Source organism: Pseudoalteromonas sp. DL2-H2.2 (genome assembly GCF_021532535.1).
Taxonomy (GTDB): Bacteria; Pseudomonadota; Gammaproteobacteria; order Enterobacterales; family Alteromonadaceae; genus Pseudoalteromonas; species Pseudoalteromonas rubra_A.
In genome coordinates this window covers 1-25,172 of the sequence record NZ_JAKGBD010000005.1, presented here as the reverse complement: position 1 = coordinate 25,172, position 25,172 = coordinate 1, and the positions used below count along the sequence as shown (strand labels likewise).

The following is a 25,172-nucleotide window of genomic DNA, read 5'->3' as shown; positions in this document are numbered from 1 at the left end:
AATGTCGGTGGTAAAAATCCACCTCTGGGAGGAAATTTTTCCAGCGTGGCAAAGGCAGGAAAAGCGCCACACTGACAGGTCCGGGTGGCTGTTATTCCAACCCGGACCGCACAGGGATTACAGCGTATAGCTAAACGAGATCCCCACCGTTCTTGGGTCGCTCAGACGTGCGTAGCGGAATTCACCGGCAAGGTGCTTATATTGTTCGCTCATACCGTCGTGACGTTCACCACGCAGCAGGCTTTCATTGTCAAAGGCATTGTTCACATAAGCATTAATGCGCCACTGTTCAGTCACATACGCCACAGAGAAATTAACCTCGGCATAATCACCAGCCAGGTGAATATCCTTGCCACCCAGTTTGCTGTAATACTCACCAACATAATGACTGCGTGCGTTAAATTGTAGCTGCTCAGTCAGCCAATACTCGGCACCCAGTCCCACAGTGACATCGGCCGCCATAGGTAAGTCCAGGCCTTCGGAGTCACGGTTTTGTGCATTGGCTTCCTCAATGTTGCTATCCAGTAAGCCCAGGCTGGCAGAGAGCGTTAGATCCTCGGTCACCGCCAGACGCGCTTCGGTTTCCAGACCATAGCTTTCGACCTGCGCCAGATTCAGCACTTTGCTGTCTCGTGCATCGCCACTTGGACCACGGCCAAGGAACTGATAATTTGAGTAATCGTTGTAGAACAGGTTTGCTGACACAGACAAATCACCGTCCAGCAGCGTGGCGCGTGCGCCCAGCTCAAAGGTATCGACGTATTCCGGCTCAAAGGTGTAGTTGGTACGGGTAAACCAGTGGAAATCACCACCGCCTGAGGTGTAACCCTTTCTGAAGCTGGCGCTCAGTGTGGTGGTTTCGCCCAGGTCGTGCAGTACTGCCAGCTTAGGCAGGTAAATGCGGTTATCCACATCAATATCGAAACGCAGACCCTGAGGCCCTAAACCAAAACCATCAAAGATCCGAAATTGTGATTCGTCGGTAACACGACCACCGGTAACCAAACGCGTGGCGTCTGTTAAGGCGAAGGTCAGCTCACCGTAAATGGCCTTTGAGCTGCTGTCATCCGTCCCCTGATACCAGCTCTCACGGAAAAATGCCTGATCGCGTTCATTGTGATAGTAACCCAGGTAGCCACTGATGCCAGCGTCACCATCATAAGTTACCTTAGCATCATAAGTACGCCCTTCTTCTTCCATGCGTACAAACCAGTAGGTAGGATATTGCTCGAAGATATAGCTGTAGTCTGTGTCTGATACCATCAGTTCAAAGTCAAACTGGCTGTTGATCTCATATCGGGTACGTAGTGACCAGCGCTTATAATCAGACGTTTTATCCCTGGCACCCGAGCCCAGTGCAACATACAGGCCGGTCTCCGGATTACGAACCCGCTCGTAACCAACCACCCAATCTGAAATCGGTGCGATTTCAGGGCCTTCAACGGTCCAGTCGCGCTCACCTGTGTCTTCGCTGTCAACATAATGCAGCAGCATATCCAGACCCTGTACACCGGCCGGTTGCCACTTTAATTTAATGTCTGCGCGGGTGCTGTCATACTCATTCGGATCGAATGGGTAGCCTTTATCGTACTGGAAAGTATGATGCAGATCGCCAGCAACACGCTGCACACTGGCGCGCACACCCAGCTCGTCTTCCAGTAGTGGAATAGACACCACACCGGCCAGCTCGCTCTGCTCATTGAGGTCGGAATACCCTACGCGCACACCCGCTTCGACGTCGGTCAGCGAGGGTTCTTTGGTTTTGATGTAGACCACACCACCGCTGCTGTTACGGCCGCTGTTAGAAGACTGAGGACCACGTAAAACTTCAATCTGCTCTACGTCCCACAAACCCAAATCGCCGCTGACTTTGGCGACATACGGTTCTGCCACGCCATCGCGCATAATAGAAATACGTGGCTTAGCACCGGATGAAAATGATCCAAACCCTTGCGATACACCCTGACCTTGTTGGCCCCGGATGGCCGGTAAGCCACCTGTCACGACCACGTTTGCAATGCCCTGCAAAGCATCCAGATAAGAATTAACCTGACCGCTTTTCAACTGTTCTTGATCGATCACCGCGATCGAAGAAGTGGTATCTTTCAGTGAATTGCGACTATTCTCACCATAGACAACGATCTGTTCAATCGATTTGACTTCAGCGTCATCGTCGGCCATAACGGCTTGTGAAACGGCAAGAGCGAGCGGCAGAATGCTGTATTTGAGTTTGTTCATTATTTCATCCTAGTTGTATTTCCGACAACCAGACGAAGCAAAAAACAGCAAATTTAGTAAAAATAGTAATTATTATCAAAAAGATAATATTACGCTCACAAACTGAGAAATAATCTTCCCTATTGCTCACTCAGATGCACTTTCATCTCCAGTAGGCACGGACTAAATCCAGCCTTTTCATAGGCGCGTATCGCGGCCTGATTGTCGCTGTACACATCCAGATAAAAGTCGTGGATCGCCTGCTGCTTACTCCAGTTCATCAGGTGCGTCATGATTGCCTGATTCAGGCCCTGACCGCGATAATCCGGATCGACATACATAAAGCCCAGATAACCATGGCGCTCATGCATCAGCTGTGCTTTCGAGTCCCGGTGTTGCACATAGCCTGTGGCCACAATCTTACCGTCTTGCTCACCGACGACCAGCAGACTGTCGGGACAGTCAAGCAGGGCTGGTAAATCATAATAACGCGCATCCTGTGGTTTAATGGCTTGATTGTAGGGGCGCTCAGCGGCTATCACGGCCTGCTCTAACTGACGTAAAATAGGCAGGTCTTCTAAAGTTGCGATGCGGATCTGCATGATATGTCCTGGTTACTATTCATAGAGCAGGCAGCGTCTCACAAATAGGTTCCAGTGCCAATCTATGGGCAAGAAAAAAGCCACCTGGTTTGACCCGAGATGGCTTACTAACACTACAAAAAGGGTTATGACAAATTAATGTTCGTCGTGCGCCGCGTCGCTTTTGGCGACCCCCAGCCACACTAGCTTGCCTGGTACAATATCCAGCTCAAAGGTCTGTGACCATGCACCAGCTTCTAAATCGAATTTCTTAATCAGTTTATTCTCCGAGTCGCTGACAAATACCGCTTCTTCAGCCTGAGACAATGCCAGTGAGAAGCTTTGACCTTTGGCCAAGCTCTCGCTCACCATCACTTCGTGCTCAGCTTCCCAGTGGTGCTCACCATCATGATCATGAGCGGCAAAGACGCTTAGCTTACCTGCGCTATCCATGACGACAATATGCTCGCCGCTGGCACTGAACCCATAGTAGTTGATGCTATAGCCATTCGTTACTTGCCATTCCAGCGCTTCAAACTCAGCGTCATGCGTATCCAACACAAGCAACTGATCACCGGCTTTCGCAATATACTGGTCACTGTGATAATGACCTTTCAAAGAACCCACACGCAGACCTTCGGCAAAGCTCTCCGGGTTGGCGATTTTGCTTGCGCTGAAGGCCTGACCTTGCTGAGTGATCAAAGCCACTCCGTCAGTACAACCAAATACAATGGTTTCTTCATTCTGTGCACTGCCGTGCAGACCAGGACAGCTGACATCAAAGACTTTGTCAGCATGGAAATGGTCACCATGGGCATGGAACAAACCAACTTGAGCAGGCAACACCGACTCACTGCTGCTGTCACGCAATGTGCTGATCAGGTACTCACCGCGTGCCTGGGCTGCGCCGTGCATATATGTGTTGTATTCCCACACCGCAACCTCTTTGTTTGCACCGCTGATGTGCGATTCGTTGAACATGGCCACTGACGCGTTTTGCTGGCTTTCGCCATCGCCATCAGAGAACACGGCGATGCCGCCTTCACTGACCGTCACATGAGTCGGTTTCACCGATTCAAGATGAAATGACACAGCGGCCGGTGCATCCTGATGCGCATGGAAATGGTCATCATGGGCTTCCTGATACAAACCACCGTCCAAAAACTCCACCATGCCGTTGGTACGCTGTACCGAAATCGCATAGCGATGATTTTCTGAGCCATATAAATAGTCAGGTGCGTAAGTCAAACCAATCGAGTCAATCAGAGACTGATCTGCGGTTGAGTAAACATGCAGCACGTGACTGTCAGCACTGCTAACCACCAGACGACCTGCGACATCGGTTACGCCCTCATCGTGATCATGTTCATCATGATCGGCTTCTTTTTCAGATTCTGTCGCTTTCGCTTCTTCAGCCTTAGCTTCATCTGCGACTGCAGGCTGCGCCGTGCGCTCAACGGTGTGGTCTGTACCACCACACGCAGACAACAAGATGGCTGATACGGCGGCTGCCAGGACCTTTGCTCTGAAAATCATCAATACTACCTTAAATATGAACGTTACATTATAACAACACAGAAATGTTATAATGTCACACAAAAGAACGCAAGCGTTGCTGGTAAGTTATTTATCAAAAAAGCGGTGGGATGCAGGTAAACAAAGATAAAAATGCGGCCTCTGATGAGGCCGCAGGAGGAAGTTAGTGAGATTGCAGCTGAGCCACCAGCTGTTCTTCAATCATAAAGGCCAGGTTGTCTATGGTCGGATCTTCAAAGAAAGTGGCCGGTTCCAGCTCAACGGCAAACATTTGTTTGGCTTTCGCCAGCATCTGGATCGCCACCAGCGAATCGCCGCCCAGCTCCAGCATGCTGTCGAAAATACCGATCTGCTCGAAACCCAGATACTCGGCCCACAGGGCAACCAGCTTATGCTCCAGCTCGCTCTCTGGCGCTTCGTATTCCACCGCCAGTTCTGGGCGCGCATGGCCTTTGGGCTTGTTGAGTCGCGCTAGCAATGCCTGCTCCGTGGCTCGCGTTGCCGCACACAATTGCGACCACTCGGTGCTGGCACAGTAAACCTGCGGCAAATCCAGGCTTAGTGCGGCATCAAGTAACTGGCACGCCTCTTGGTGGCTCAGCCCCAGTCCATCGGCGAGCGTCATATTGGCCGTCATCCCTGTGTTTATCCAGGCATCCCAGTTCAGTACCTGCACGGTAAATGGGTGCTCCTGCTGTGCAACCGCATCCAGATAACTGTTGGCGGCGCAGTAATCACTTTGCGCAAATGCGCCCACGATTGAGGCCAGGCAAGAACACAGTACCATGCGCGTCAATGGCGTATCAGCAAACAGCTGCAATAACGTTTGTGTGCCCTGTACTTTGGCCATGGCGCTTTGCTGTGCTTGTTCTGGCGAAATCTCATTAAGCAAGCCACCACCGGGCAAGCCCGCGGCATGGATCACCTGAGTCACGGGGCCCGTTTCTGCCTGAACTTCGTTAAGCGCCACCTGCATCTGTGTCAGATCAGTCACATCAACGCTGATCACTTTCAGCCTGGCGCCGCTTTGCTGCAAAGCATGGAGTTGCTGATAGCGCGCACGTAACTTCTGCGGCTGCTGCTCATCTTCGCTCAGCTGTGCCCACTGCGCAGGCTCCGCCATTGACTGGCGCGTTTGCAGCACCAGGGTATGTCCCTGTCCGGCCAGATGCTGAGCCAGCGCCAGACCTATGCCGCCTAATCCACCTATGATTAACGTCACCTCAGGTGCGACACTCGGCGTGGGCTGAGCGGTCACGGCCGCTTGCGTTAAAGTAAAACGGTGTGCACCGCGATAGGCAATTTCCCTTTCCCCCTGAGCCAAGTCAGCGACCAGACGATTGCTGAGTTTTTGGCTCGGGTTGTCTGCCATCTGCTGTGTCAGTGCCAGTACCTGACAGCTTTGTGCGCTCAGCTCCAAAGGTGCAACCCGCGTGAGCCCTAACAGTGAGGCCTTTTGTGCACTAACCGCGTCATCGCCCAGCACATTAAATAGCTCAGTTGCGACGATACTCAGCGGACGCCCGCCAAGCGACATCAGCCACTGCACCACTGGTAGCAGGGTGTTATAGGCCAACACATCGGTGCTTAGTGATTGCGTAAAGCGGGTGTCGATCACCTGATCAAACTCCCCCACCGCCGCACTCAGCTCACTCAGTTGCGCTGCATCTTGCAGGTTCAGGCGGTAAGTCTGTGCATCGAGGGCTGAGAACGCCTCACCCTGCCAGATTTGAGTCAGCAGGGCGCCCGCCTCAGTTAACGCTGCGCTCAGCTGTGTGACCAAAGGCACATCGGCTGCCAGCAGCAATACCCGCTTGCCAGCCAGTGACGCCACTTTTTGTGGTGCAACACATTGCTGCCATTGCGGTGCATAAAGCTGCGCGCCTTGTTGAACCGCATTGTTAGTCACATCCGCTGCCGCTTTTGTCACGGCACCCGGCTCAACCCAGTACTCGGTATCCGCAAACACGTACTCGGGCATCAGGTTGGCCTGGCCATGTGGACGCGTTGTAAGCTGTGCAAAGTCAATCGCACAACCCAGCTGCCATAGCTTAGCTAAGGTTTTGGCAAACGGTGGTAATGGCGCTTTGAGGTCGCGTGCGTGAGACACGGAGTGCAATACGACCTTGTCTTCACTCACCGTTTGCTTGGCCAGTTTTTGCAGGGTATCGCCCGGTCCGGCTTCAATCAGCACATCGGTGTTCTCTGCCAGTACCTTCACACCAGCCACAAAGTTCACCGGCTGACGAATATGGTCCAGCCAGTACTGTGCTGAGCAGGCCTGCTCGGCCGTGATCCAGTCGCCTGTGACGTTAGACACAAACGGCACCTCCGGCGCGCGCAGCGGCGATACACTCAGTACCTGTTCCAGCGTGCTGGCAAAGTCAGGTAAAACGGCTTCGGTCAGGTGACTGTGGAAAGCGTGTGAAACGTGCAGGCGCGTTGCGGCGATATCGGCCGCTTTCAGTTCACCCTGCAAGGCCTTGATCGCCTCGCGCGTGCCGGCAATCACGGTATTGGTCGGGCTGTTCAGCGCCGCAATGTCGAGCCCATCATTGAGATAAGGCGCAATGGTTTCACCATCGGCCATGACAGAAAGCATGGTACCCGGCGCCATGTTTTGCAGTACTTCACCGCGTGCAGTCACAAGCTGAGTTGCCACCTCCAGGGTCATTGCCCCAGCCAGACAAGCCGCCGCATATTCGCCAATGCTGTGACCCAGCATGGCACTGATGACCACGCCGTGCGCCTCGTAACATTTTGCCATGGCATAAGCGACCACAAACAAGGCAGGTTGCGTAATGCGGGTCTGATTCAGTAGTTGATTGGCCGTCAGGATCTCGCTGTCTGCCGGACTAAAGACGCTGTGCAGCTCCTGCTGTAAGATCTCTGGGAAATGCCCCATTACCTCATCAAAGGCGGCCTTAAATGCCGGTACTGCACGCAGTAACGGCTGGGCCATAGTGACATACTGGGAGCCCTGCCCTGAGAACATCAATGCTACCCGAGGCGCGGCCGCTTTATCGCCCTGCGGCTCTCGTAGTAACTGCGCAATGGCCTGCTCGGCATTTTCTGCCACACAGGCATAACGCACCGCCAGCGCGCTGCGTTTATGCTGCAACTGGGCAGCCAGCTGGCCAAACTGCTCTGGCGAGCGCTGCAATGTGTCGGCCAGCGCCTGAGTCTGACGAACCAAAGCACTTTGACTGCTGGCGCTGATCGGCAGCATATGCCACGGCGCATCGCTGTTTTGCTCCGTGTCTTGCTGATTGTACTCTTCCAGGATCACATGGGCGTTGGTGCCCCCCATGCCTAATGAACTCACCGCTGCACGACGAACGCTTTCACTGTGCCAGGGTTTCAGCTCGGTATTAACGTAGAAAGGGCTGTTGGCAAAATCGATTTTGCTGTTCAAAGGCTGACTGTGCAGGCTGGGCGGTAACTCCTTATGACGCAGCGCCTGGACCGCCTTGATAAGGCCAGTCACCCCGGCTGCGGCATCAAGGTGGCCAAGATTGGTTTTGGCCGAGCCAATCGCACAGTATTGCTTTGTGTCACTACCATAGGCCTGGCTCAGCGCGGCAATTTCAATCGGGTCGCCCAGCTCAGTGCCGGTGCCATGGGCTTCAATGTAACCCACACTGTGCGGCTCAATGTCTGCAAACTCCAGCGCCGCCATAATCGCATTGGCCTGACCGTTAACGCTCGGCGCGGTGTAGCCGACCTTGTCACGGCCATCATTATTGATGGCAGAGCCTTTGATCACTGCCAGAATAGGGTCACCGTCTTCCTGCGCTTCTGCCAGGCGCTTTAATACCACAGCCGCACTGCCGCTGCCGATCAATATGCCATCGGCCTGCTCACCAAAAGCGCTCAACTGACCAGAGGGCGACAAGCTGCCACCAGCCGGGGCATGATACCCCTGATCCTGCGTCAGATTAAGCCACACACCGCCTGCCAGAGCCGAATCACACTCAAAGTTTTGCAGCGCCCGACACGCCATATGCACCGCAACCAGTGAGGTTGAGCAGGCAGTCTGAACGGTGACCGCCGGACCTTTGAGGTCCAGCTCATAGCTCACCCGGGTCGCCAGTGAATCTTTGTCATTGCCGTTGGTTAGCGCCAGCAGGCTGGTAATATCGCGCTGCTGTCCCTGCAACAAGTTTTGCATCAGATAGGCGGGGACACCACACCCGGCATAAACGCCGGTCAGTTCACCCTGCGCCAGTCCGGCGTGGGCCATGGCATGCCAGCAGGTTTGTAGAAAGTGACGCTGCTGAGGGTCTAGTTGCTCGGCCTCTTTTGGCGTGTAGCCAAAAAACTCAGCATCAAATTGCGCCAGTCCGTCAAATGGTATGCCACGCTTCACATAGTCCGGGTCGTTTAAGTCAGACTCGCTCACCCCGGCGCGGCGCAGCGCCTCGTCGTCATAACTTTGCACGGCGCAGCGGCCGGCGCGAATATTTTGCCACAAGGCATCGACGTTATCCGCATCGGGGAAACGTCCGGCCATCCCTATGATGGCAATATCCAGTTCACTATAGTGCTGTTCTGACATGATTATGATTCTCTTACTTTACGTTTACGGGCAGCGACGGCACCCATGCCGCGACGCTGCCGGGCGCCACTCGGGGCGCTAGTTGTTTGTGACTGTGTTGTTTGTGACTGGTCCAGATACGCAGCCAGGCTGGCGATGCTGGGATAGGCGAATAAGTCGGTCAACTGCAGCTGGGCAAACTGCGGTTTTAAGTCGTCGAAGACCGCCATCAGCAACAGCGAATGGCCTCCCAAATCGAAGAAGTTTGCATTGCGGTCAACCTGAGCAACCGCCAGATGCTTCATCCAGATTGTTTCCAGCGCCTGCTCTGTCTGATTGGTTGCCGTGCTGGCTACCGGCGCCTGCGCGGGCTGGACTTTTGGCAGTTGCTGACGCTCCAGCTTGCCGCTGGCATTAACAGGTAGCTGTGCCAGCACCACTATCTGCGCCGGGACCATATAGTCGGGCAGCTGCTCGGTCAGCGCCCGCTTGAGTCTGAGTGCATAGTCCGGGTCGTCATGGCGCTCGCTTTGCACATAGGCAATCAGGCTTAACGACTGTGCCTGCTGCTCGGTGATCACCACCGCCACATCCACGTCCGGCAGCTGCGTTAAGCGCGTTTCGATTTCACCCAGTTCAACCCGGAAACCGCGAATTTTAACCTGATGATCGCTGCGGCCATGATAATGCAGCGCGCCATTTTGCCAGCTAACCAGATCGCCACTGGCGTACATGCGCGCACCATTATCCGCAAACGGATCGGCAATAAAGCAAGTGGCCGTCTGCGCCGGACGTTGCCAGTATCCGCGCGCGAGCAGCTCGCCGCCGATATACAGTTCACCCACCTGGCCTTCGGCTACGGGCTGAAGGTTGCTGTCGAGCACATACAGACGACGACCATTCAGGGCATGACCCAGCGGAACCTGCTCGTCCGCTGTCAGGGTGCGACAATCATGAATAGCGGCCTCGACCACAATTTCTGTTGGCCCGTAAGTGTTGAGCAGGCGCACCTCACCCAGACCTGCCGCGCGCCAGTCTGCAATGCCCTGCTCTGACATGGCTTCACCACCCGAATGCACCTGGCGTAAATTAGGCAGTGACAATGGCGTGGTGGTCGCCATTCGCGCCCAGCTGGCGGCAATGCTGCGCCAATAGGCCGCACTGAGATCCATCACGCTGATCTTGTGACGTTGTGCTTGCTGGTACAGGGTGTCGGCATCCCACAGCGTATCGCCACGTAACACCACGGCAGCGCCCACAGCCCAACTAGGGAACAGCTGCTCGACAAAAGCATCAAAGTTAATGGTGGCAAATTGCAGCACAACATCGGCGTGGCTGAGCGCAATAAACGCTTTTGCCGATTCGATGTAACAGGCCAGTGCCTGATGCTCAATCGCCACGCCCTTCGCCTGACCCGTCGAGCCAGAGGTATAGTTTAAGTAGGCCAGTGAATGAGCATGATGCACCACCACAGGCGGGGTGCTGTGCTCATGGTGTTCACTGAGTAAAGCAACCGGAGAAATACAGGGCACAGGTAAGGAGATATCAGTCTGCTCACCGAGTATCGCCGCACAGCCACTGTCGCTAACCATATGTGCTAACTTCGCTTGCGGGAAGTTAGGATCTAACGGTAAGTAGGCGGCATTGGCCTTCAAACACGCCAACACCGAGACCAGCATCAGGGGTTTACGGGCCTGCATGATCCCCACCACCTGATCTGTCAGACCCTGAGCGACCAGGCCATGTGCGAGCCGGTTGGCCGTTTGCTCCAGCCACTCATAGCTATAGTGCTGGTCGTCAAAAATTACCGCCGTGGCATCCGGGTTGCTGGCTGCATACTCGCTGATTGATGTGAGCCACTGTGCAGCGGGTGCCGACGCATCAGCGCCCGTTGCCGCCGGGATGTGTGCCAGTTCTGTGCCCAAAGACAGATTACCAATGGCCTGCTGCGCCTGTTGTGGCAGCTGATTGAGTAGCTGCTGAAAAGCCGCAGACAATCGCGCTATGGTGCTGTGCTGATAGAGCGCCTGATTGTACTGTAGCTCAATGCTCAACTGGCCTTGCTCATCCAGTCGCGAATCTATACTGAGATCAAACTGCGCCTGCTGCTGCAGTGACTGCGCATCAACTGAGGTGCAGTCGGCCAGCGTCAGTGCCTTAGCCACATCCAGCTCAAGGTGGTTAAACATCACCTGAAACAGCGGTGTCTGTCCCAGTGCGCGCTGTGGATTCAGCACTTCCACCAGCTTCTCAAATGGATAGTCCTGATAACGCTGTGCCTCCAGTGCTGTGTGTTTGCACGCTTCGAGCAACTGGGTAAAGCTCTGCTCCGGTGATACCGAGCCACGGATCACCTGAGTATTAATGAAAAAGCCCACCAGCTTGTGTAACTGTGCCAGGTTACGATTGGCCACTGCCACGCCAATCTGTGGCTGACGTTTGCCACTGAGACGATAAAACAGCACCTGCAAACTGCTTAGCAACAGCATAAACAAACTGGCATTTTGACCATGAGCCAGCTGTTGCAGCTTGTCGGTGTGTTTGTGATCCAGGGTAAAACGCATCACGCCCATGGGCGCTGCCAAATCGCTGCGTCGCGCCTGCTCAGGCACCAGTAACTCTTCATCACCCTGACCATCCAGCCGTTCCTGCCAGTAAGCCAGCTGCGTCGCGGCGGCCTCTGAGGTCAGCCACTGGTGCTGCCACAGAGCAAAGTCACCATACTGGATGTCGCTGCTGTCGAGCGCGCCTTCCCCCTGCGTGTTGTACTGATGCGAGATGGCCCCCAGCAGCAAATCAAAGCTCCAGGCATCACTGGCAATGTGGTGCATAACCAGCACCAGGCGATATGTCTGTTCAGACTCACGGATCAACGCAGCACGGAAATTTTCGCCGTCGCCCAGTGCAAACGGGGTTTCATAGCAAGTACGCTGCAAGGCATCGGCCTGTGTGGCTGCATCCGCTGCATCGCTGAGGTCATGATAATGCCACTGCAAAGGCTGCGCAGCGGTACGCTGACGCCACTGGCCATCCATCGTTTTAAAATAGGCTTGTTGCAATGCAGGTTGCTGGGCCAGTACCTGTGCACAGGCCTGCTCAAGGCGCTGCGGATCAATTGCGCCTGATAATTTTATCGTTGCGCCAATATGATAGGCACTGCTATCGGGCTCCAGTTGCCATAAGAACAACTGCCTTTGTTGCTGGGCACTGAGTGGGTAATCATCCAGCTGTTGCGCAGGGATCTGAACACTAGGTGCATCCATCACGTCTCGCACACGCTGGCAGAAATCGCCAAAGCGATGTGCTGCAAACAAGCTGCTGGGGTCGAGCTGACAATCCAGTTCGCTCTGGATCAGTGCCAGTAACTGGGCGGCTTTAATCGAGCTGCCTCCCAGCGCAAAAAAGTCCGCGTCGTCGTGGTTGACCGGATAACGCAGCACGCTTTGCCAGCACTGCGCCAGTTGCTGGGTCAGGTGATCCCAGTGCGCATTGCCAGGCAGCGAGCCTTGCGCCGTCAGTTGTTGCAGCTGAGCCAGGTCAAAATCCCCATAGCTGGCCAGCTCGTTGGCATTGCGTAACTTCAGACAGGCACTGCGCTGGAGCTTACCGCTGGAGGTTTTTGGCAAGCCCCCCTGATCCAGGAGCAATACCAGCTCAGGACAGGCAGCAAAGTGCTCAGTGATAAAGTCACGAACGATCAACGCCGTTTGCTGCGCCGGGACCTCATTGCGATAGCTGTTGCTGGTTTCGATTGCCAGACCAATGCCTTCGCCACTTTCTGCACTGGGAACCGGAAACGCCGAGACCCGACCTTTACGTACAAAGCTCAGCTCTGCCTCAATGGCGCGCTCAATATCCTGCGGATAAACATTGTGACCATTCATGATGATCAAGTCCTTTTGTCGGCCCGAGATATAGAGCTGGCCGTCGAACACATAACCAACGTCACCGGTTCTTAGCCAGCGGTGGCCGTCGAGCGCCACAAAGGTGTCCTGAGTCGCTTGTTCATTTTGCCAGTACCCCAGCGCAATGCTGGGTCCGGCGGTCCAGATCTCGCCAATTTCACCATCGGCCAGTGCCTGATGTGACTGTGGACACGTGATCCTGAGCAGGTGGCCGCTGGCGACCTGACCACAGCCTACCTGATGGCAGTATGCGTCACTGTCGCGCAGATCGCGGGCATCGGCCAGCTCTGCGCGGCCCGCAGCCAGCCCCTGATTATCAAAGGCACGGATCACGGCGCCGCCACCGGCTTGGGTGCCCGTCACCATCAGGGTGCCCTCGGCCAGACCATAGCAAGGGTAAATGGCCGATGCCTGCATACCCTGCGGCGCAAATCGCTCCGCAAAGTCCAGCAGAGTATCGTGGCGAATTGGTTCTGCGCCGGAGAAGGCGACGCGCCAACTGCTCAGGTCCAAATCTGCAAGTTGCTTGTCGCGGATCCGCTCCAGACACAAACGGAAAGAAAAGTCGGGGCCACCCGAGACAGTGCCGCCATATTCACCAATCAGCTGTAGCCAACGCGCCGGGCGCTCCATAAAGAAACGGGGCGAGCACAGCACCAACGGATAACCAACGTAGATGGGCTGTAACAGCCCGCCAATCAGTCCCATATCATGAAACAGCGGCAACCAGCTGACCATCACATCGGATTGGGTGGTTTGCATTCGCTCGGTGATCACCGCTTCATTGGCCAGCAAATTACCATGGCTGACCATCACACCTTTTGGTTTGGCGGTTGAGCCCGAGGTGTACTGTAAAAAGGCAATCTCGTCGCTGTGCGCCGGGTGGCGTGGCGCTTCAGGTGCTGGCGTGTTTAATTCGTCCACCACCCGCATAATGATGCCATCCAGAGCCTCGCACATGCCCGCGACCGTTTCGCTAAAACGAGAGGTGGTTAGCACCAGCCGGGCACTCGCGTCTTCGGCAATGCCCACGGTACGGGCAATGTGTTGCGCTTTGGTCGACTCGGGTGGAAAGCTCGGGATAGCGGTCACCCCCAGGTGCTGACAAGCAAGAAAGCTGGTCACATATTCAATGCCGGTATCCATCAGGATCAGGGCGCGATCCCCCGCACTGACGTGATGCTGCAGATGCCCTGCCAGCTGTAAACTCTGTTCATACAAGGCCTGAAAACTAAAGCGTGTGTGTGCTTTTTTATCTACGCAGATCAGCGCGGTTTGTTGTGGCTGTTGTGCTGCGTGGTGGGCAAGGCGATCCATTATCGTCGTGGCGGTCATGGGGTACTCCGTGAATAAACTGGCAGTGTGGCAAGGCAGTGCGGCTGGGTGTTCGCCCCGCACTGGCGCTGATCAGCAGCTAGGCTTATCAGTCGACGCCGGAAAACTTACTGATCCATCGCCTGGCGAAGGCTCAACGGACGCATATCAGTCCAGTGCGTATTGATGTAGGCCAGACAGGTCTCTTTATCACCTTCGACACCCACATCCTGCCAACCACCGGGCACGCTTTTGTAACTGGGCCAGAGTGAGTATTGTTCTTCATGGTTAACCAGGACCTTGAAGGTGCCATTGTCGTTATCAAAGCTCATCGTTTTCTCCAAAAATCAGACTGTCGGCATAGTGACGCGCGACAGTCCGGGTTTTTTAGTCTTTTTTCACGATCAGTTTGGTGCTACTTAGCTTATTGATGGACACCTGCCAGGGATAGAATGGCAATTCAACCAGCCCTTGCTGTGCACTGTAATGGCGACTGCTGTCGCTGAAGTGCTCTGAGTCGCGATTGGCACTTTGCGAATAACTCAGCAGGCCGCGGGCAACCGGCCCGTTATCATCAAAACCCACCACCATCATCCAGCTGGAGCCAAAGTTAATGCCATAGCCTTCCTCTCGCAGCCCGGACCACAGCGGCCGTCCATCAACTACACTGGTCAGTGGCGGTGATGCCTCAGCGGCAAAGCTACTCAGGTCCATGGTATTGTGGGTGGCAAACACGTTAAACCCGCCACTTTGATGTTCAGGTCCGGCCCAGGGCAAGCGCTCCGTGCCTTTTTGCAAATACTGGATCTCAGCAAGTGGTGCATCCAGCGCAAAACCATAGTGCGCTAAATCGGCCGCAGCACGGAGCAGTTTTCGCAGAATATCGGGGCTAGATTTCAGTGTGTGTGGCGTCGTAGTTGGCAATCTGGGATTAAACGGCACCGCAAAGTCTTCGCGCTTGTCGAGCACACGGAAAAACTCCCGCGCCAGATGGGCCGCTTTTGATGTCAAATCAAAGCGTCCATCCCATTGTGCAAATGCGCCGCAAACGGGATCAACATCGACCTCAAGCTGGTCGTTCAGCGCCCAGCGCTGACCCGCATACTGCTGACATAAGTTGGCGATAACCTCTCGCTCACTGGCAAAATAACTGCCGTTGCCCAGTAGGATATGCTCCAGTTCGTCGAGACTGAAACGACCATCTCGCCCCGATCCTGAACGCAACAACGCATAGGCATAACGGCTGCGCTCAGACTGCTGTACATCCACCTGACCATACAAAGGAGAGACGTCGCGCAGTGGCTGTGAGGCATTACTCAGCCAGAATGAATCATTGGAATTTTGCACATAATCACGACGACTGAGTGACGGTGCTTCGGCCAGCTCAACGGCCCCATCAAAGATCATCTCTTCGCGGTCACCTGGCAACACCACCTGGCCTGTGGCGGCAAAAATGGCTGCAGATTTGGGGTTCGTCTGTAACCAGCTCAACGCAGCCGCTGAAAGGTTAGGGACATTGGAATCATCGGTATAGAAGGCGTTGCCATATTTATCTGCTGCCAACGTGTTATTGAAAGACAGGCCGTTAAAACGTCTGGATGCTGCGCGCAATCGCGCGACTGACTCGGCCCGGTTATAAGACAGCCAATGATCTATGGCAGAGAAGTTATCCAGATTGACATCACTGACCGCATAGGCCACCCCACCCTGCCAGGGAAAGCGCTCTGCGTCTTCGAGCATTAAGCCAAAGTGTGTGGCATACGCCGTGTGGGTGTGCGTTTGCATCCCCGCAGCCGTTTTCACTGCCACCTGGATCTCACGCTCACGTATGGTGTGCCACTGTCCTTCATAACGATATCGACGTGGATTGTCCGGGTCCAGCGTCAATTCATAAAATACATGATGCAGTGCCGTTGAGTAGGTGTGGGTCCAGGCCAGGTTGCGGTTAAACCCGATATTGACCACGCCGGGCATACCCAGAACGGAAGCGCCCATCACATCCAGTTCACCCGGTACCGTGGCATGATGGGTCCAGAAACGGAAATTGCCATTGAACGGAAAATGTGGGTTGGCCAGTACCATACCCCGGCCATTGTGGCTCAGGGTTTTACCAATCGCCCAGCCATTTGACCCCTGTGTAAGTTGCTCAGCAGGTGTCAGTGCCATAGCGCGACCCTGTTGTGCTGGCGTGGCCGTGTTGTCCGGCCCGGCCTGTACTAACTGTGGCAGTAGCCGACCCACACTGCCCTGCACGCCCATGAGCAATACATTGGCAATCACGTCCTGTGCGGTGATGGGTTTAACCCAGGGAGCATCGCGACAGATCTCATCCAGCTGTTCATTGCCCGCAGCAACCTCCTCAAGATACTGGTTGTATCCGGCTGCAAAGCCCTCTGCCAGCGCGCGCGTGCTCGCCGATAAGCTCGAATATTGCTGCGCAGCACGACCTGGCAAGTCCAAAATGCGATAACCGATATCCGACATCAGGTAGTGGTTATCTCCTTCATAACGATGTGCGCCAAGGTATTGAGCACGCTCGCCACGCAGCCGCAGGTAGCCGTCTGCCAGCAGGCAACTGTGATCTTGTGCCTGAGCATAGGCATTACCATAGCCCAGTCCGTACAGGCTCTGCGCTTTGACATGCGCAATACCAAACTGGGTGCGGGTGAGACTAACGGCTTCGTTGTTGTGAGGATGTGTCAGGGCTGGGGGAAAAAGTGGGGCGGCCTGTGTGCTGCCCATAAAAATGGCGAGCCCTGCAATGCTCAGTGTAAATAATTTCATATTCATCCTTTTGTTTAAAAATACAAAAAAGCCCCTGAGAAAATAGAAGTAGGAGCTTCACTTGTAGACGCGAGATCAAAACAAAAAATCACCCCAATGCGTTCAATCCACAGTGCCCGGCGCGCATACCGGTTGCACCTCTGGGTGCCAGAATCCTGAGTCACTGCACTTTGAACCTCATAAAGGTCCAATTCAGGGTAGAAAATTACTTGACGGCAAAATACAAAAGGAAATAACATAATAGTGATAACTATTATCATTCGCCATAACGGATCTAATACAAATACACCAGGAGAACTTACCGTGCCGCAGTCGTGTGAAAAGTGGTCAAATGTCATTGCAGAAAACGAAGCCAAGCTACTTGCTTATTTGAATAATATTCTGCGCTGCCCCTATCTCGCTGAGGATGCGTTACAAGATACCTTTATTCGCCTGTCTGGCATGTCTGCCTGTCAGAATTGTCAGGTTAAAAACTCGAAGAGCTTTTGCTATCAGGTGGCCCGCAATATCGCCATCGACATGTTACGCAAGCAAAGCCGGGAAAGCCTGGTGGATATGGAGTCTGTGCACGGCGAGCACTTTGATGATGAAGAATCTAACATTGAGACCCGTTTTATTGACGCACAGCTGTCGGAGAAGGTGAATCACACCATTGCCAAGCTGTCTAAACGCCATCAAAACGTGGTGAGTTTTTATCGTGACGGGCGGTTAAAGCAAAAAGAAATTGCTCAGATGTACAGTATTTCTCCTACCCTGGTCAATTTCCTGATCAAAGAGGCTATCCAGTCGTGCAAAACAGAACTGGGGACCGCTCAGCTCACTCACTAGTCGGTGAGCTTTAGCTGCTGGCGGGCAGTGAGTTTTGCTGAAATAAAGTCAGCGTGCGCCACATAGAGCAGACCGGCGATTTTTCTGACCATATGTTCTTCGTGAGGGTCTAAGCGGCCATCGGCAAAAGCAACCAGCCACAGCAGCTCTATTACTTCTATCCGTTCCAGCTCGCCGGTGTGCGCGTTGACGACACGTACAAACCGATGCAAATCAATCGCTTCATCTACCATCTCAATAGCCTGGTCACGAATAAGCTCGCTGGCCTGTGTGGAAATCCCACTGTGCTGAGTCAGTAGCCGGGCTATCATATGGCACTCGTCGACATGGACTTCACCGTCTGCACGCATAATTTCCACCATCAACGCGGCCAATGCGGTGGTAAAATCGGGTGCCTGATCAGACTCGGGTTGCTCAGCCAGGGTATTAATGAACTTTCTCAGTTGCGCAAACAAGTGCACCTCCTAAATATGTTACACTTCAAGCAGGACGATAATGGATTAACAGGTTTTGTATGTCACATTTGTGTTTTAAGATAACTCGGGCAATCAAACAACCACGGCGTTTAGCTCTTCTGGCCGTACTCTCTTTACTTGTAAGTGCCTGTAGTAGCTACACACCTCCGCCCAATGGCGTCGTCGAAAAGCTGTACGATTTCGATCATAAGGTGCACTATGAACAAATTAAGTATAATGACGACCACTACTATTTACAGATAAAATCGGATAGTTATCAGCACTTTTTGCAACAAAGTGTGTTTTTACTCAGACACAGCCAGCGGCTTTGTCAGGGCAGCTTGCCGCAATTGGTAGTGATCGCGGGAATACAAGGCTTTGACCGCCTGCCCACTTACCCCAGACCGTATGAGCCTGACTTGCAAGTTGAAGTGCGCTGTGTGAAAAAGCCGTAATACTCGCACAGCTCAGTATGAGTTACTGAGCTGTGCAACCCCATTAATCCTGATAACCCCAAGGGGCTTTGGGTGCCTGAACCGGCTTAGTCAGGTCAAAGTCAACTCTGAACTCACGCCCTTCTCTGACCAGGCGATAGGTAAAACGCTCATCGTAAATGTACATCTGCCACGTGTTACCTATAGATTGTGGAATACCGCGCCTCGCAAATAACTCTTTGGAGTACTGATCCGCCGGGAAAGACTGCACATTGTTATACCCCGCATCGACTGTATGACCACCATACATAGTCGATTCATCATCACTGCCATCCTTATGACGGTGGTCATGCTTGAGGCTCAGGCCGCTACCTGTCTTGGTAATGATCCAGGTGCGCGAGGCATTTTGGCCAACATGAAACGGAATTTGCAGCTCCTGCTCGTTACAACGACGCACGTGCATGACCAAACGCGCTTCGCTAAATGCACTCGGCCCTTGATTGTCGACCGTCACTTTGCCCTCATACGCTTTACCACAATGTTGTTTGATTTGGTCGAAGAACGCATCATGCGTGGGGATAGACACTAGTGGCGCCGGGCGCGCCATGACCGTACCAGTGACCAGCAAAGCGGCTGCATAAACAAGTTTCATATCATTGTTCCTAAAAAATAATAAAGGCCGCAGCGTAATCCACTTAGCGGCCTTTGCCAATTAAATGCGGTGATCACACAGTTACTGCCAGGGGCGTGCCACCTGAAGCTGGTGTTCAAACTTATCTATTTGGGCATTGAGCTGCTCGGTTTCACCGATAAAGTCTAAGCCACTCAGCAGCCGGGCTTTAATGTCTGGGCGGACATCAAACGCGATCGGCGCAAAATGCTCGCTACGCAGTTGCTGAGCTGCCAGGTCGACTTCAATCTGAATATCGGCCTGGCGCTCACACAAGCCAAACAGACTATCCAGGGTACTCGCTGGTAGGCTAATGCACAGCATCTGATTATTGCCACAGTTATTAAAAAAGATATCGGCAAAACTCTGTGCCAGGATCACGGTAAAGCCGTATTGTTTGAGCGCCCAGGGCGCATGCTCCCGCGATGAACCACAGCCAAAATTATCCCGAGTCAGCAACACGCTGGCACCCTGATATTGCGGCGCATTGAGAATGAAGTCCGGATCCGGCTCGCCTTGTTCTGTGTAGCGCCAGTCATAAAAAAGCGCCTTGTCAAAACCGTCCCGGCTGGTAGACGTTAAGAATTGCTTAGGAATGATCTGATCAGTATCGACATTATTTTTATCCAGCGGTGCTAACAATCCGCAATGAAAAACACTCATGCCTGCTCTCCTTGAATATCGGTAAAGTGACCCGCAATTGCTGCGGCCGCGGCCATCGCAGGGCTCACTAAGTGGGTTCTGCCACCGCGCCCCTGACGCCCTTCAAAGTTACGATTGGAAGTTGACGCACAGCGTTTACCCATCCCCAGACGGTCGTCGTTCATTGCCAGACACATAGAGCAACCGGGTTCACGCCACTCAAAGCCTGCCGCCATAAAGATCTCCGCCAGACCTTCTTGTTCAGCCTGCTGTTTTACCAGACCTGAGCCTGGCACTATTAAGGCTTCAACGCCGCTGGCAACCTGTTTACCGGCAACAACCTGGGCTGCGGCGCGCAAGTCTTCAATACGGCTATTGGTACAGGAGCCAATAAACACAGTATCTACTTTAGCGTCTGTCAGTTTCTGACCTGCGTGCAGGCCCATATAACGCAGTGCGCTGCGCATGGCCTCGGCCTTGATCAGATCCGGCTCAGTTTCCGGATCCGGAATAGCCTCATCAATCCCGATCACTTGCTCGGGGCTGGTGCCCCAGGTCACCTGAGGCTGGATCTCGTCGGCGCTGATGATCACTTCGCTGTCGAAAGCAGCATCCGGATCTGAGTGCAGGGTTTGCCAATAAGCCACAGCCTGATCAAAATCTTTCCCCTGCGGTGCGAAAGGACGGCCTTTCAGATAATCGTAAGTGGTCTGATCCGGGGCGATCAACCCAGCCTTGGCACCCATTTCAATGCTCATATTACACAGAGTCATGCGCGCTTCCATCGATAAGGCCTCGATGGCCGTGCCGCAAAACTCCGCCACAAAACCGGTGCCTCCGGCCGTGCCCAGTTTACCGATCACGGCCATGATCAGATCCTTCGCCGTGACGGTGGGCCGCAACGTGCCGGTGATCTCAATTTTCAGTGACCTGGCTTTCTTCTGCTGGAGTGTCTGAGTGGCCAGCACGTGCTCCACTTCAGAGGTACCGATGCCATGGGCCAATGCGCCAAAAGCACCATGCGTTGAGGTGTGGCTGTCGCCACACACGATGGTCGTGCCAGGTAGAGTGATCCCCTGCTCAGGCCCCATCACATGCACTATGCCCTGATTCACTGAGTTCAGATCATAGAGCTCAATGCCAAACTCCTGACAATTCTGTGCTAACGCCTGCAGCTGGTTCTTGCTGACTTCACTCGCCGCATCAATGGAGCGGCTTTTGGTCGACACATTGTGATCCATGGTCGCAAAGGTCTTATGCGGGCAGCGCACCGTGCGGTTCTTTTCACGCAGGCCTGCAAACGCCTGAGGCGAGGTGACTTCATGCACCAGGTGCCTGTCGATATACAGTAAGTCGGTTTGCTCGTTTATACTGGCGACCACATGCGCCTGCCAGATTTTATCGTATAATGTTTGTGCCACTTGCTACATCCTGTTGTTAATCTGAGATCAGGTTAAATTCGCTCGACAATTGCATGGGCGACGTCCAGGGTGGTGTAGCCTGCTGCCGGGTAAATATCCGGCGTACCCACACCGGCTGCCACAGCTTCTGCTACCGCCTTTTCTATGCGCCTTGCCGCCTCATCCTGTGCCAATGAATAACGCAACATCAGCGCGGCACTGAGGATCTGTGCGATTGGATTGGCAATACCTTTTCCTGCAATATCGGGGGCAGATCCGCCCGCCGGCTCATAAAGGCCAAAACCCGATTGATTCAGGCTCGCTGACGGTAGCAAACCCATTGAGCCCGTGATCATGGCGCACTCATCCGACAGGATGTCACCAAATAAGTTGTCACACAGCAGCACGTCAAACTGCCCCGGCTGTTTAACCAATTGCATTGCGGCGTTATCAATATAGATGTGCTCCAGTTCCACATCCGGGTAATCTTTACTTACCTCACACACCACCTCGCGCCAGAGCACGCTCGATGCCAGCACATTGGCTTTATCAACCGAGGTAACCCGATTACTGCGCAACCTTGCCGCTTCAAACGCAAAACGGGCAATGCGTTCAATTTCATGGCGACTGTACCGTTGAGTATCAAACGCCGCTTCCTCAGGTCCCGACCCCTCGCGGCCCTTTTCACCAAAATAGATGCCACCGGTTAGCTCGCGAACACACAAAATATCAAAGCCTTGCTGACTGATATCAGCCCGTAATGGGGAAGCGGCACTGAGTGCCGGTAGCAACTGGGCCGGACGCAGATTACAGAACAGCCCGAAATGTTTTCTCAGCGGTAGCAAAGAAGCACGTTCAGGTTGCTCCTGAGGCGGTAAATGCTCCCATTTAGGTCCGCCTACTGAGCCAAACAAAATGGCATCTGCTGCTTCACACGCAGCCAGTGTTGTAGGAGGCAACGCAACACCATACTCATCAATGGCGGCGCCGCCAATAGCATGATGTTGGCGCTCCAGAGTAATACCAAATACTTCGCTGACTTTATCAAGCACCAGTTCAGCGGCCGCCATGACCTCAGGTCCAATGCCATCACCGGCTAATACGGCTATCTGATAATTTGATTGACTCATCCTGCTTTCCTTTGTTGTTTCAGACTCGAGACCTTAGCGGCTCGGTGAATTAAGTTATAAACGTGAACCATGGCGTGCACCGATGCTTCGACAACATCGGCAGCCAGCCCGGTGCCGTGGTAGCGGCGACCGTCATATTTAGCAATCATATCGACCTGCCCCAGTGAACTTGCGCCCTGACCGGTAGCATCCAGGTTGTACTCAACAATATCAACGGCTTTGCCTGTGATCCGCTCAAGTGCCAGAAATGCCGCTTCCACCGGACCGTTGCCGGTAGCCGCTTCTTGTTTTAGTTGCTCGCCCATTGCAATCCCCACGGTTGCACTGGCAATAGATTGGGAGTTGGACGACGCGTTGACAAATTGCAGCTGGTAAAAATCGTCTTTGTCGGTGATTTGATTAAAGTGGATCATCGCTTCCAGGTCATAGTCGTACACTGTGCCCTTCTGATCGGCCAGGGCCAGGAAGCTCTCGTAGAGTGAATCCATGTCGTAGTCAGATTTTTGATAACCCAGCTCGCTCAGACGGTGCTCAATGACATGGCGACCGGAGCGTGAGGTCATATTCAACTGGTTATTTGGCACGCCCACGGTTTCCGGAGACATGATTTCGTAGGTATTTTGCGCCTTCAATACACCATCCTGGTGAATACCAGAGCTATGAGCAAAGGCATTTTCGCCGACGATGGCTTTGTTAGGCTGGACCGGCATATTACAGATCTTGGCGACCTGGCGTGATGCCCGGTAGATTTCTTCGCTGCGAATATCGCAACCCACTCGTAAATGGTCTTCACGCATTTTCAGGATCATGGCGGCTTCTTCTAATGAGCAGTTACCGGCACGCTCTCCAATACCATTAATGGTACATTCGATTTGCCTTGCACCGGCCTGTACTGCAGCGATGGAGTTCGCAACAGCCAACCCTAAATCATTGTGGCAATGCACGCTCAGGCGCGCTTTATCTATATTTGGCACATTATTACGGATATGGCGGATCATCGCGGCATATTCATCGGGTGTCACATAGCCCACTGTATCAGGCAGGTTAATGGTGCTGGCCCCAGCATCAATGGCTCGCTCAACAACACGGCACAAGTCATCAAATGGCGTGCGGCTGGCATCTTCACAGGAGAACTCAACATCATCGGTGTAGTTGCGCGCCAGCTTAATTGATTTAACCGCCATCTCGGTTGCATCATCCAGGGACATTCTTAGCTTATGCTCCAGGTGCAATGGACTGGTGGCGATAAAAGTATGAATACGGCTTTTCTCAGCCGGTCTCAGCGCCTCACCACAGGCTTCAATGTCTTTACTGACAGCACGGGCCAAACCGCAAATGCTTGGTCCACTGATTTCTCTGGCAATGCGCTGTACTGCACGAAAGTCCGCCGGACTTGAGACCGGGAAACCAACCTCCATCACATCTACATTTAAACGACTAATGGTATGCGCGAGCAGAATTTTATCTTCTTCCGTCAGACTGGCTTTAAGCGCCTGCTCTCCATCTCTTAATGTCGTGTCGAATATCCAAACCTTGTCTTGCATACCTGATGTCCTCGTTTAAGCATAAAAAAACCCCGCACAATGTGCGGGGTTTATCGTGTTGCTGCCCTTACGCGCAACTACGCCCCGCTCTTACAGCTAAGCAGTAAGAGGTTAAGCAATAGTGACAACGTAATAATTTGCATGTGGGCACTGGTCCTGTTGATGAATTGACTATGTTTTAACATGGCCTAAAACATCAAATCAAGCATATTTATTTCGCAAAAGCCGATTTAAAGCAGTCTAAAAAGGAATTTTAATTCAAATGCAAAAACAGTACAGGTCTTTTCATACCAAAAGTGTGAGGTCACTGGAAGTTAAACGCATGAGAGCTTAAATCCAGGGTGATTTAAATTTATTGAAAATAGGGGCAATTATTTTGATAAAACTTCATGAGAAAACTTTGCTTGCGGTGTCTGCGACATGCTCAAAAAGCAACTCACGCTATATCCGACTCCACTCTACGTCTTTACAGTGCTTTGTCATTATTCTGAGGTTGATCCGGGCCCGGCTCGTTAGTATTGAGTATGCTTGATCAGAAACCAATGTCATGCATTTAGTGTGGCCTCCCGCATCACGTGCGGGATGGCCGTGGTATGGGCTTGTATGAATGGAGAAATACATAACACTGCGTCAGAAGTCGCTCTATACAGCATGAGGACAGGAGTATGTTTGATCAGTCGTATTTGTTACACGTACAGTGTGGTTTTCCAACAGAGGCTCCAAGTCCACCCTGCTCTGCGACATTTACCAATAATAGCGTTGTCATACCAGCGGTGTGGCTTGTGAGTAGATCCCGCATCAGGTGCGGGATGACGGTAGTGTGGGCTGTAAGAGTCTAATACCAATTTCACTTAATACCTGTTCAATTTGAAGGAGCAAATATGCCGCTAACGGTGTTAAAAATTTCTCATTTAGAACAACTAAATAGCGGAATTTTTGCCTGGTTATCGACGATATTTTCTCGCCTCAAAATAGAACACTTAATTAAGCAAATTGGTATAAATATAAGTGACTTCTTTAAAAACACTCGGCCTATAAAGAGTCTGAACGCAAAAAAGCCCGACTCTCTCGAATCGGGCTTTGATGTACAAGGAGGTACGAATGTCGATGATATTCATGGATGGATTAAGTGCAAAGTACAATGACAGCGAGCAACGCGAGTACATTTACTTTGCGCAAGGTGAAATAAGCCATT

General features: G+C 53.1%; 15 protein-coding genes. 2 read left to right on the top strand and 13 right to left on the bottom strand.

Annotation, left to right across the window (positions count from 1 at the left end):
• Positions 1–117 precede the first annotated feature (117 nt).
• The 7 genes from L1285_RS10045 to L1285_RS10015 form a co-directional block, all read right to left on the bottom strand.
• A complete protein-coding gene (locus L1285_RS10045; RefSeq protein ID WP_235412223.1) occupies positions 118–2,238 on the bottom strand; it encodes a TonB-dependent receptor in 2,121 nt (706 codons plus the stop codon).
• Positions 2,239–2,357: 119 nt separating this feature from the next.
• Entirely contained in the window at positions 2,358–2,819 is a 462-nt protein-coding gene (locus tag L1285_RS10040; protein WP_235412222.1) for a GNAT family N-acetyltransferase, read from the bottom strand.
• A 135-nt stretch (positions 2,820–2,954) separates the two neighbouring features.
• A complete protein-coding gene (locus L1285_RS10035; RefSeq protein WP_235412221.1) occupies positions 2,955–4,334 on the bottom strand; it encodes a hypothetical protein in 1,380 nt (459 codons plus the stop codon).
• A 163-nt stretch (positions 4,335–4,497) separates the two neighbouring features.
• Positions 4,498–8,892, bottom strand: a complete 4,395-nt coding sequence (locus L1285_RS10030) for a type I polyketide synthase (RefSeq protein ID WP_235412220.1) — start codon at positions 8,890–8,892, stop codon at positions 4,498–4,500.
• Between the two features lie 2 nt (positions 8,893–8,894).
• The gene (locus L1285_RS10025; protein WP_235412219.1) at positions 8,895–14,111 is read right to left on the bottom strand and encodes a non-ribosomal peptide synthetase; all 5,217 of its coding nucleotides are present in this window, start codon (positions 14,109–14,111) and stop codon (positions 8,895–8,897) included.
• A 107-nt stretch (positions 14,112–14,218) separates the two neighbouring features.
• The gene (locus L1285_RS10020) at positions 14,219–14,422 is read right to left on the bottom strand and encodes an MbtH family protein (RefSeq protein WP_046007095.1); all 204 of its coding nucleotides are present in this window, start codon (positions 14,420–14,422) and stop codon (positions 14,219–14,221) included.
• A gap of 55 nt (positions 14,423–14,477) precedes the next feature.
• Positions 14,478–16,874, bottom strand: coding sequence for a penicillin acylase family protein (locus L1285_RS10015; RefSeq protein WP_235412218.1), 2,397 nt, complete (start codon positions 16,872–16,874; stop codon positions 14,478–14,480).
• Positions 16,875–17,177: 303 nt separating this feature from the next.
• Between L1285_RS10015 and L1285_RS10010 the strand changes: the two genes are divergently transcribed.
• Positions 17,178–17,702 carry an RNA polymerase sigma factor gene (locus L1285_RS10010; protein WP_010383862.1) on the top strand — a complete coding sequence of 175 codons (525 nt, stop codon included), beginning with the start codon at positions 17,178–17,180 and terminating at the stop codon, positions 17,700–17,702.
• On the opposite strand, the gene L1285_RS10005 is transcribed toward L1285_RS10010, so the two are convergent.
• The gene (locus L1285_RS10005; protein WP_442960488.1) at positions 17,699–18,163 is read right to left on the bottom strand and encodes a TerB family tellurite resistance protein; all 465 of its coding nucleotides are present in this window, start codon (positions 18,161–18,163) and stop codon (positions 17,699–17,701) included. The genes L1285_RS10010 and L1285_RS10005 overlap by 4 nt on opposite strands.
• Before the next feature lie 53 nt (positions 18,164–18,216).
• On the opposite strand from L1285_RS10005, the gene L1285_RS10000 reads away from it, so the two are divergent.
• The gene (locus tag L1285_RS10000) at positions 18,217–18,612 is read left to right on the top strand and encodes a hypothetical protein (protein ID WP_046007093.1); all 396 of its coding nucleotides are present in this window, start codon (positions 18,217–18,219) and stop codon (positions 18,610–18,612) included.
• Positions 18,613–18,655: 43 nt separating this feature from the next.
• Here the strand turns inward: L1285_RS10000 and L1285_RS09995 are convergent, their stop codons facing one another.
• The 5 genes from L1285_RS09995 to leuA form a co-directional block, all read right to left on the bottom strand.
• Positions 18,656–19,243, bottom strand: a complete 588-nt coding sequence (locus L1285_RS09995) for a hypothetical protein (RefSeq protein WP_235412216.1) — start codon at positions 19,241–19,243, stop codon at positions 18,656–18,658.
• Positions 19,244–19,324: 81 nt separating this feature from the next.
• Positions 19,325–19,924 (bottom strand): 3-isopropylmalate dehydratase small subunit, encoded by a 600-nt coding sequence (gene leuD, locus L1285_RS09990; RefSeq protein ID WP_235412215.1) that lies wholly within the window; start codon positions 19,922–19,924, stop codon positions 19,325–19,327.
• Entirely contained in the window at positions 19,921–21,324 is a 1,404-nt protein-coding gene (leuC, locus tag L1285_RS09985) for a 3-isopropylmalate dehydratase large subunit (RefSeq protein WP_235412214.1), read from the bottom strand. The genes leuD and leuC overlap by 4 nt, the downstream gene beginning before the upstream one ends.
• A 32-nt stretch (positions 21,325–21,356) precedes the next feature.
• Positions 21,357–22,433, bottom strand: a complete 1,077-nt coding sequence (gene leuB, locus L1285_RS09980; RefSeq protein WP_046007089.1) for a 3-isopropylmalate dehydrogenase — start codon at positions 22,431–22,433, stop codon at positions 21,357–21,359.
• Positions 22,430–23,977 carry a 2-isopropylmalate synthase gene (leuA, locus tag L1285_RS09975; protein ID WP_046007088.1) on the bottom strand — a complete coding sequence of 516 codons (1,548 nt, stop codon included), beginning with the start codon at positions 23,975–23,977 and terminating at the stop codon, positions 22,430–22,432. Before leuA ends, leuB begins: the two co-directional genes overlap by 4 nt.
• Positions 23,978–25,172 lie beyond the last annotated feature (1,195 nt).

Coding starts and splice junctions, on each gene's coding strand:
- L1285_RS10045 (WP_235412223.1), bottom strand. CDS start 2,238: ATGAACAAACTCAAATACAGCATTCTGCCGCTCGCTCTTGCCGTTTCA.
- L1285_RS10040 (WP_235412222.1), bottom strand. CDS start 2,819: ATGCAGATCCGCATCGCAACTTTAGAAGACCTGCCTATTTTACGTCAG.
- L1285_RS10035 (WP_235412221.1), bottom strand. CDS start 4,334: ATGATTTTCAGAGCAAAGGTCCTGGCAGCCGCCGTATCAGCCATCTTG.
- L1285_RS10030 (WP_235412220.1), bottom strand. CDS start 8,892: ATGTCAGAACAGCACTATAGTGAACTGGATATTGCCATCATAGGGATG.
- L1285_RS10025 (WP_235412219.1), bottom strand. CDS start 14,111: ATGACCGCCACGACGATAATGGATCGCCTTGCCCACCACGCAGCACAA.
- L1285_RS10020 (WP_046007095.1), bottom strand. CDS start 14,422: ATGAGCTTTGATAACGACAATGGCACCTTCAAGGTCCTGGTTAACCAT.
- L1285_RS10015 (WP_235412218.1), bottom strand. CDS start 16,874: ATGAAATTATTTACACTGAGCATTGCAGGGCTCGCCATTTTTATGGGC.
- L1285_RS10000 (WP_046007093.1), top strand. CDS start 18,217: ATGTCACATTTGTGTTTTAAGATAACTCGGGCAATCAAACAACCACGG.
- L1285_RS09995 (WP_235412216.1), bottom strand. CDS start 19,243: ATGAAACTTGTTTATGCAGCCGCTTTGCTGGTCACTGGTACGGTCATG.
- leuD (WP_235412215.1), bottom strand. CDS start 19,924: ATGAGTGTTTTTCATTGCGGATTGTTAGCACCGCTGGATAAAAATAAT.
- leuB (WP_046007089.1), bottom strand. CDS start 22,433: ATGAGTCAATCAAATTATCAGATAGCCGTATTAGCCGGTGATGGCATT.
- leuA (WP_046007088.1), bottom strand. CDS start 23,977: ATGCAAGACAAGGTTTGGATATTCGACACGACATTAAGAGATGGAGAG.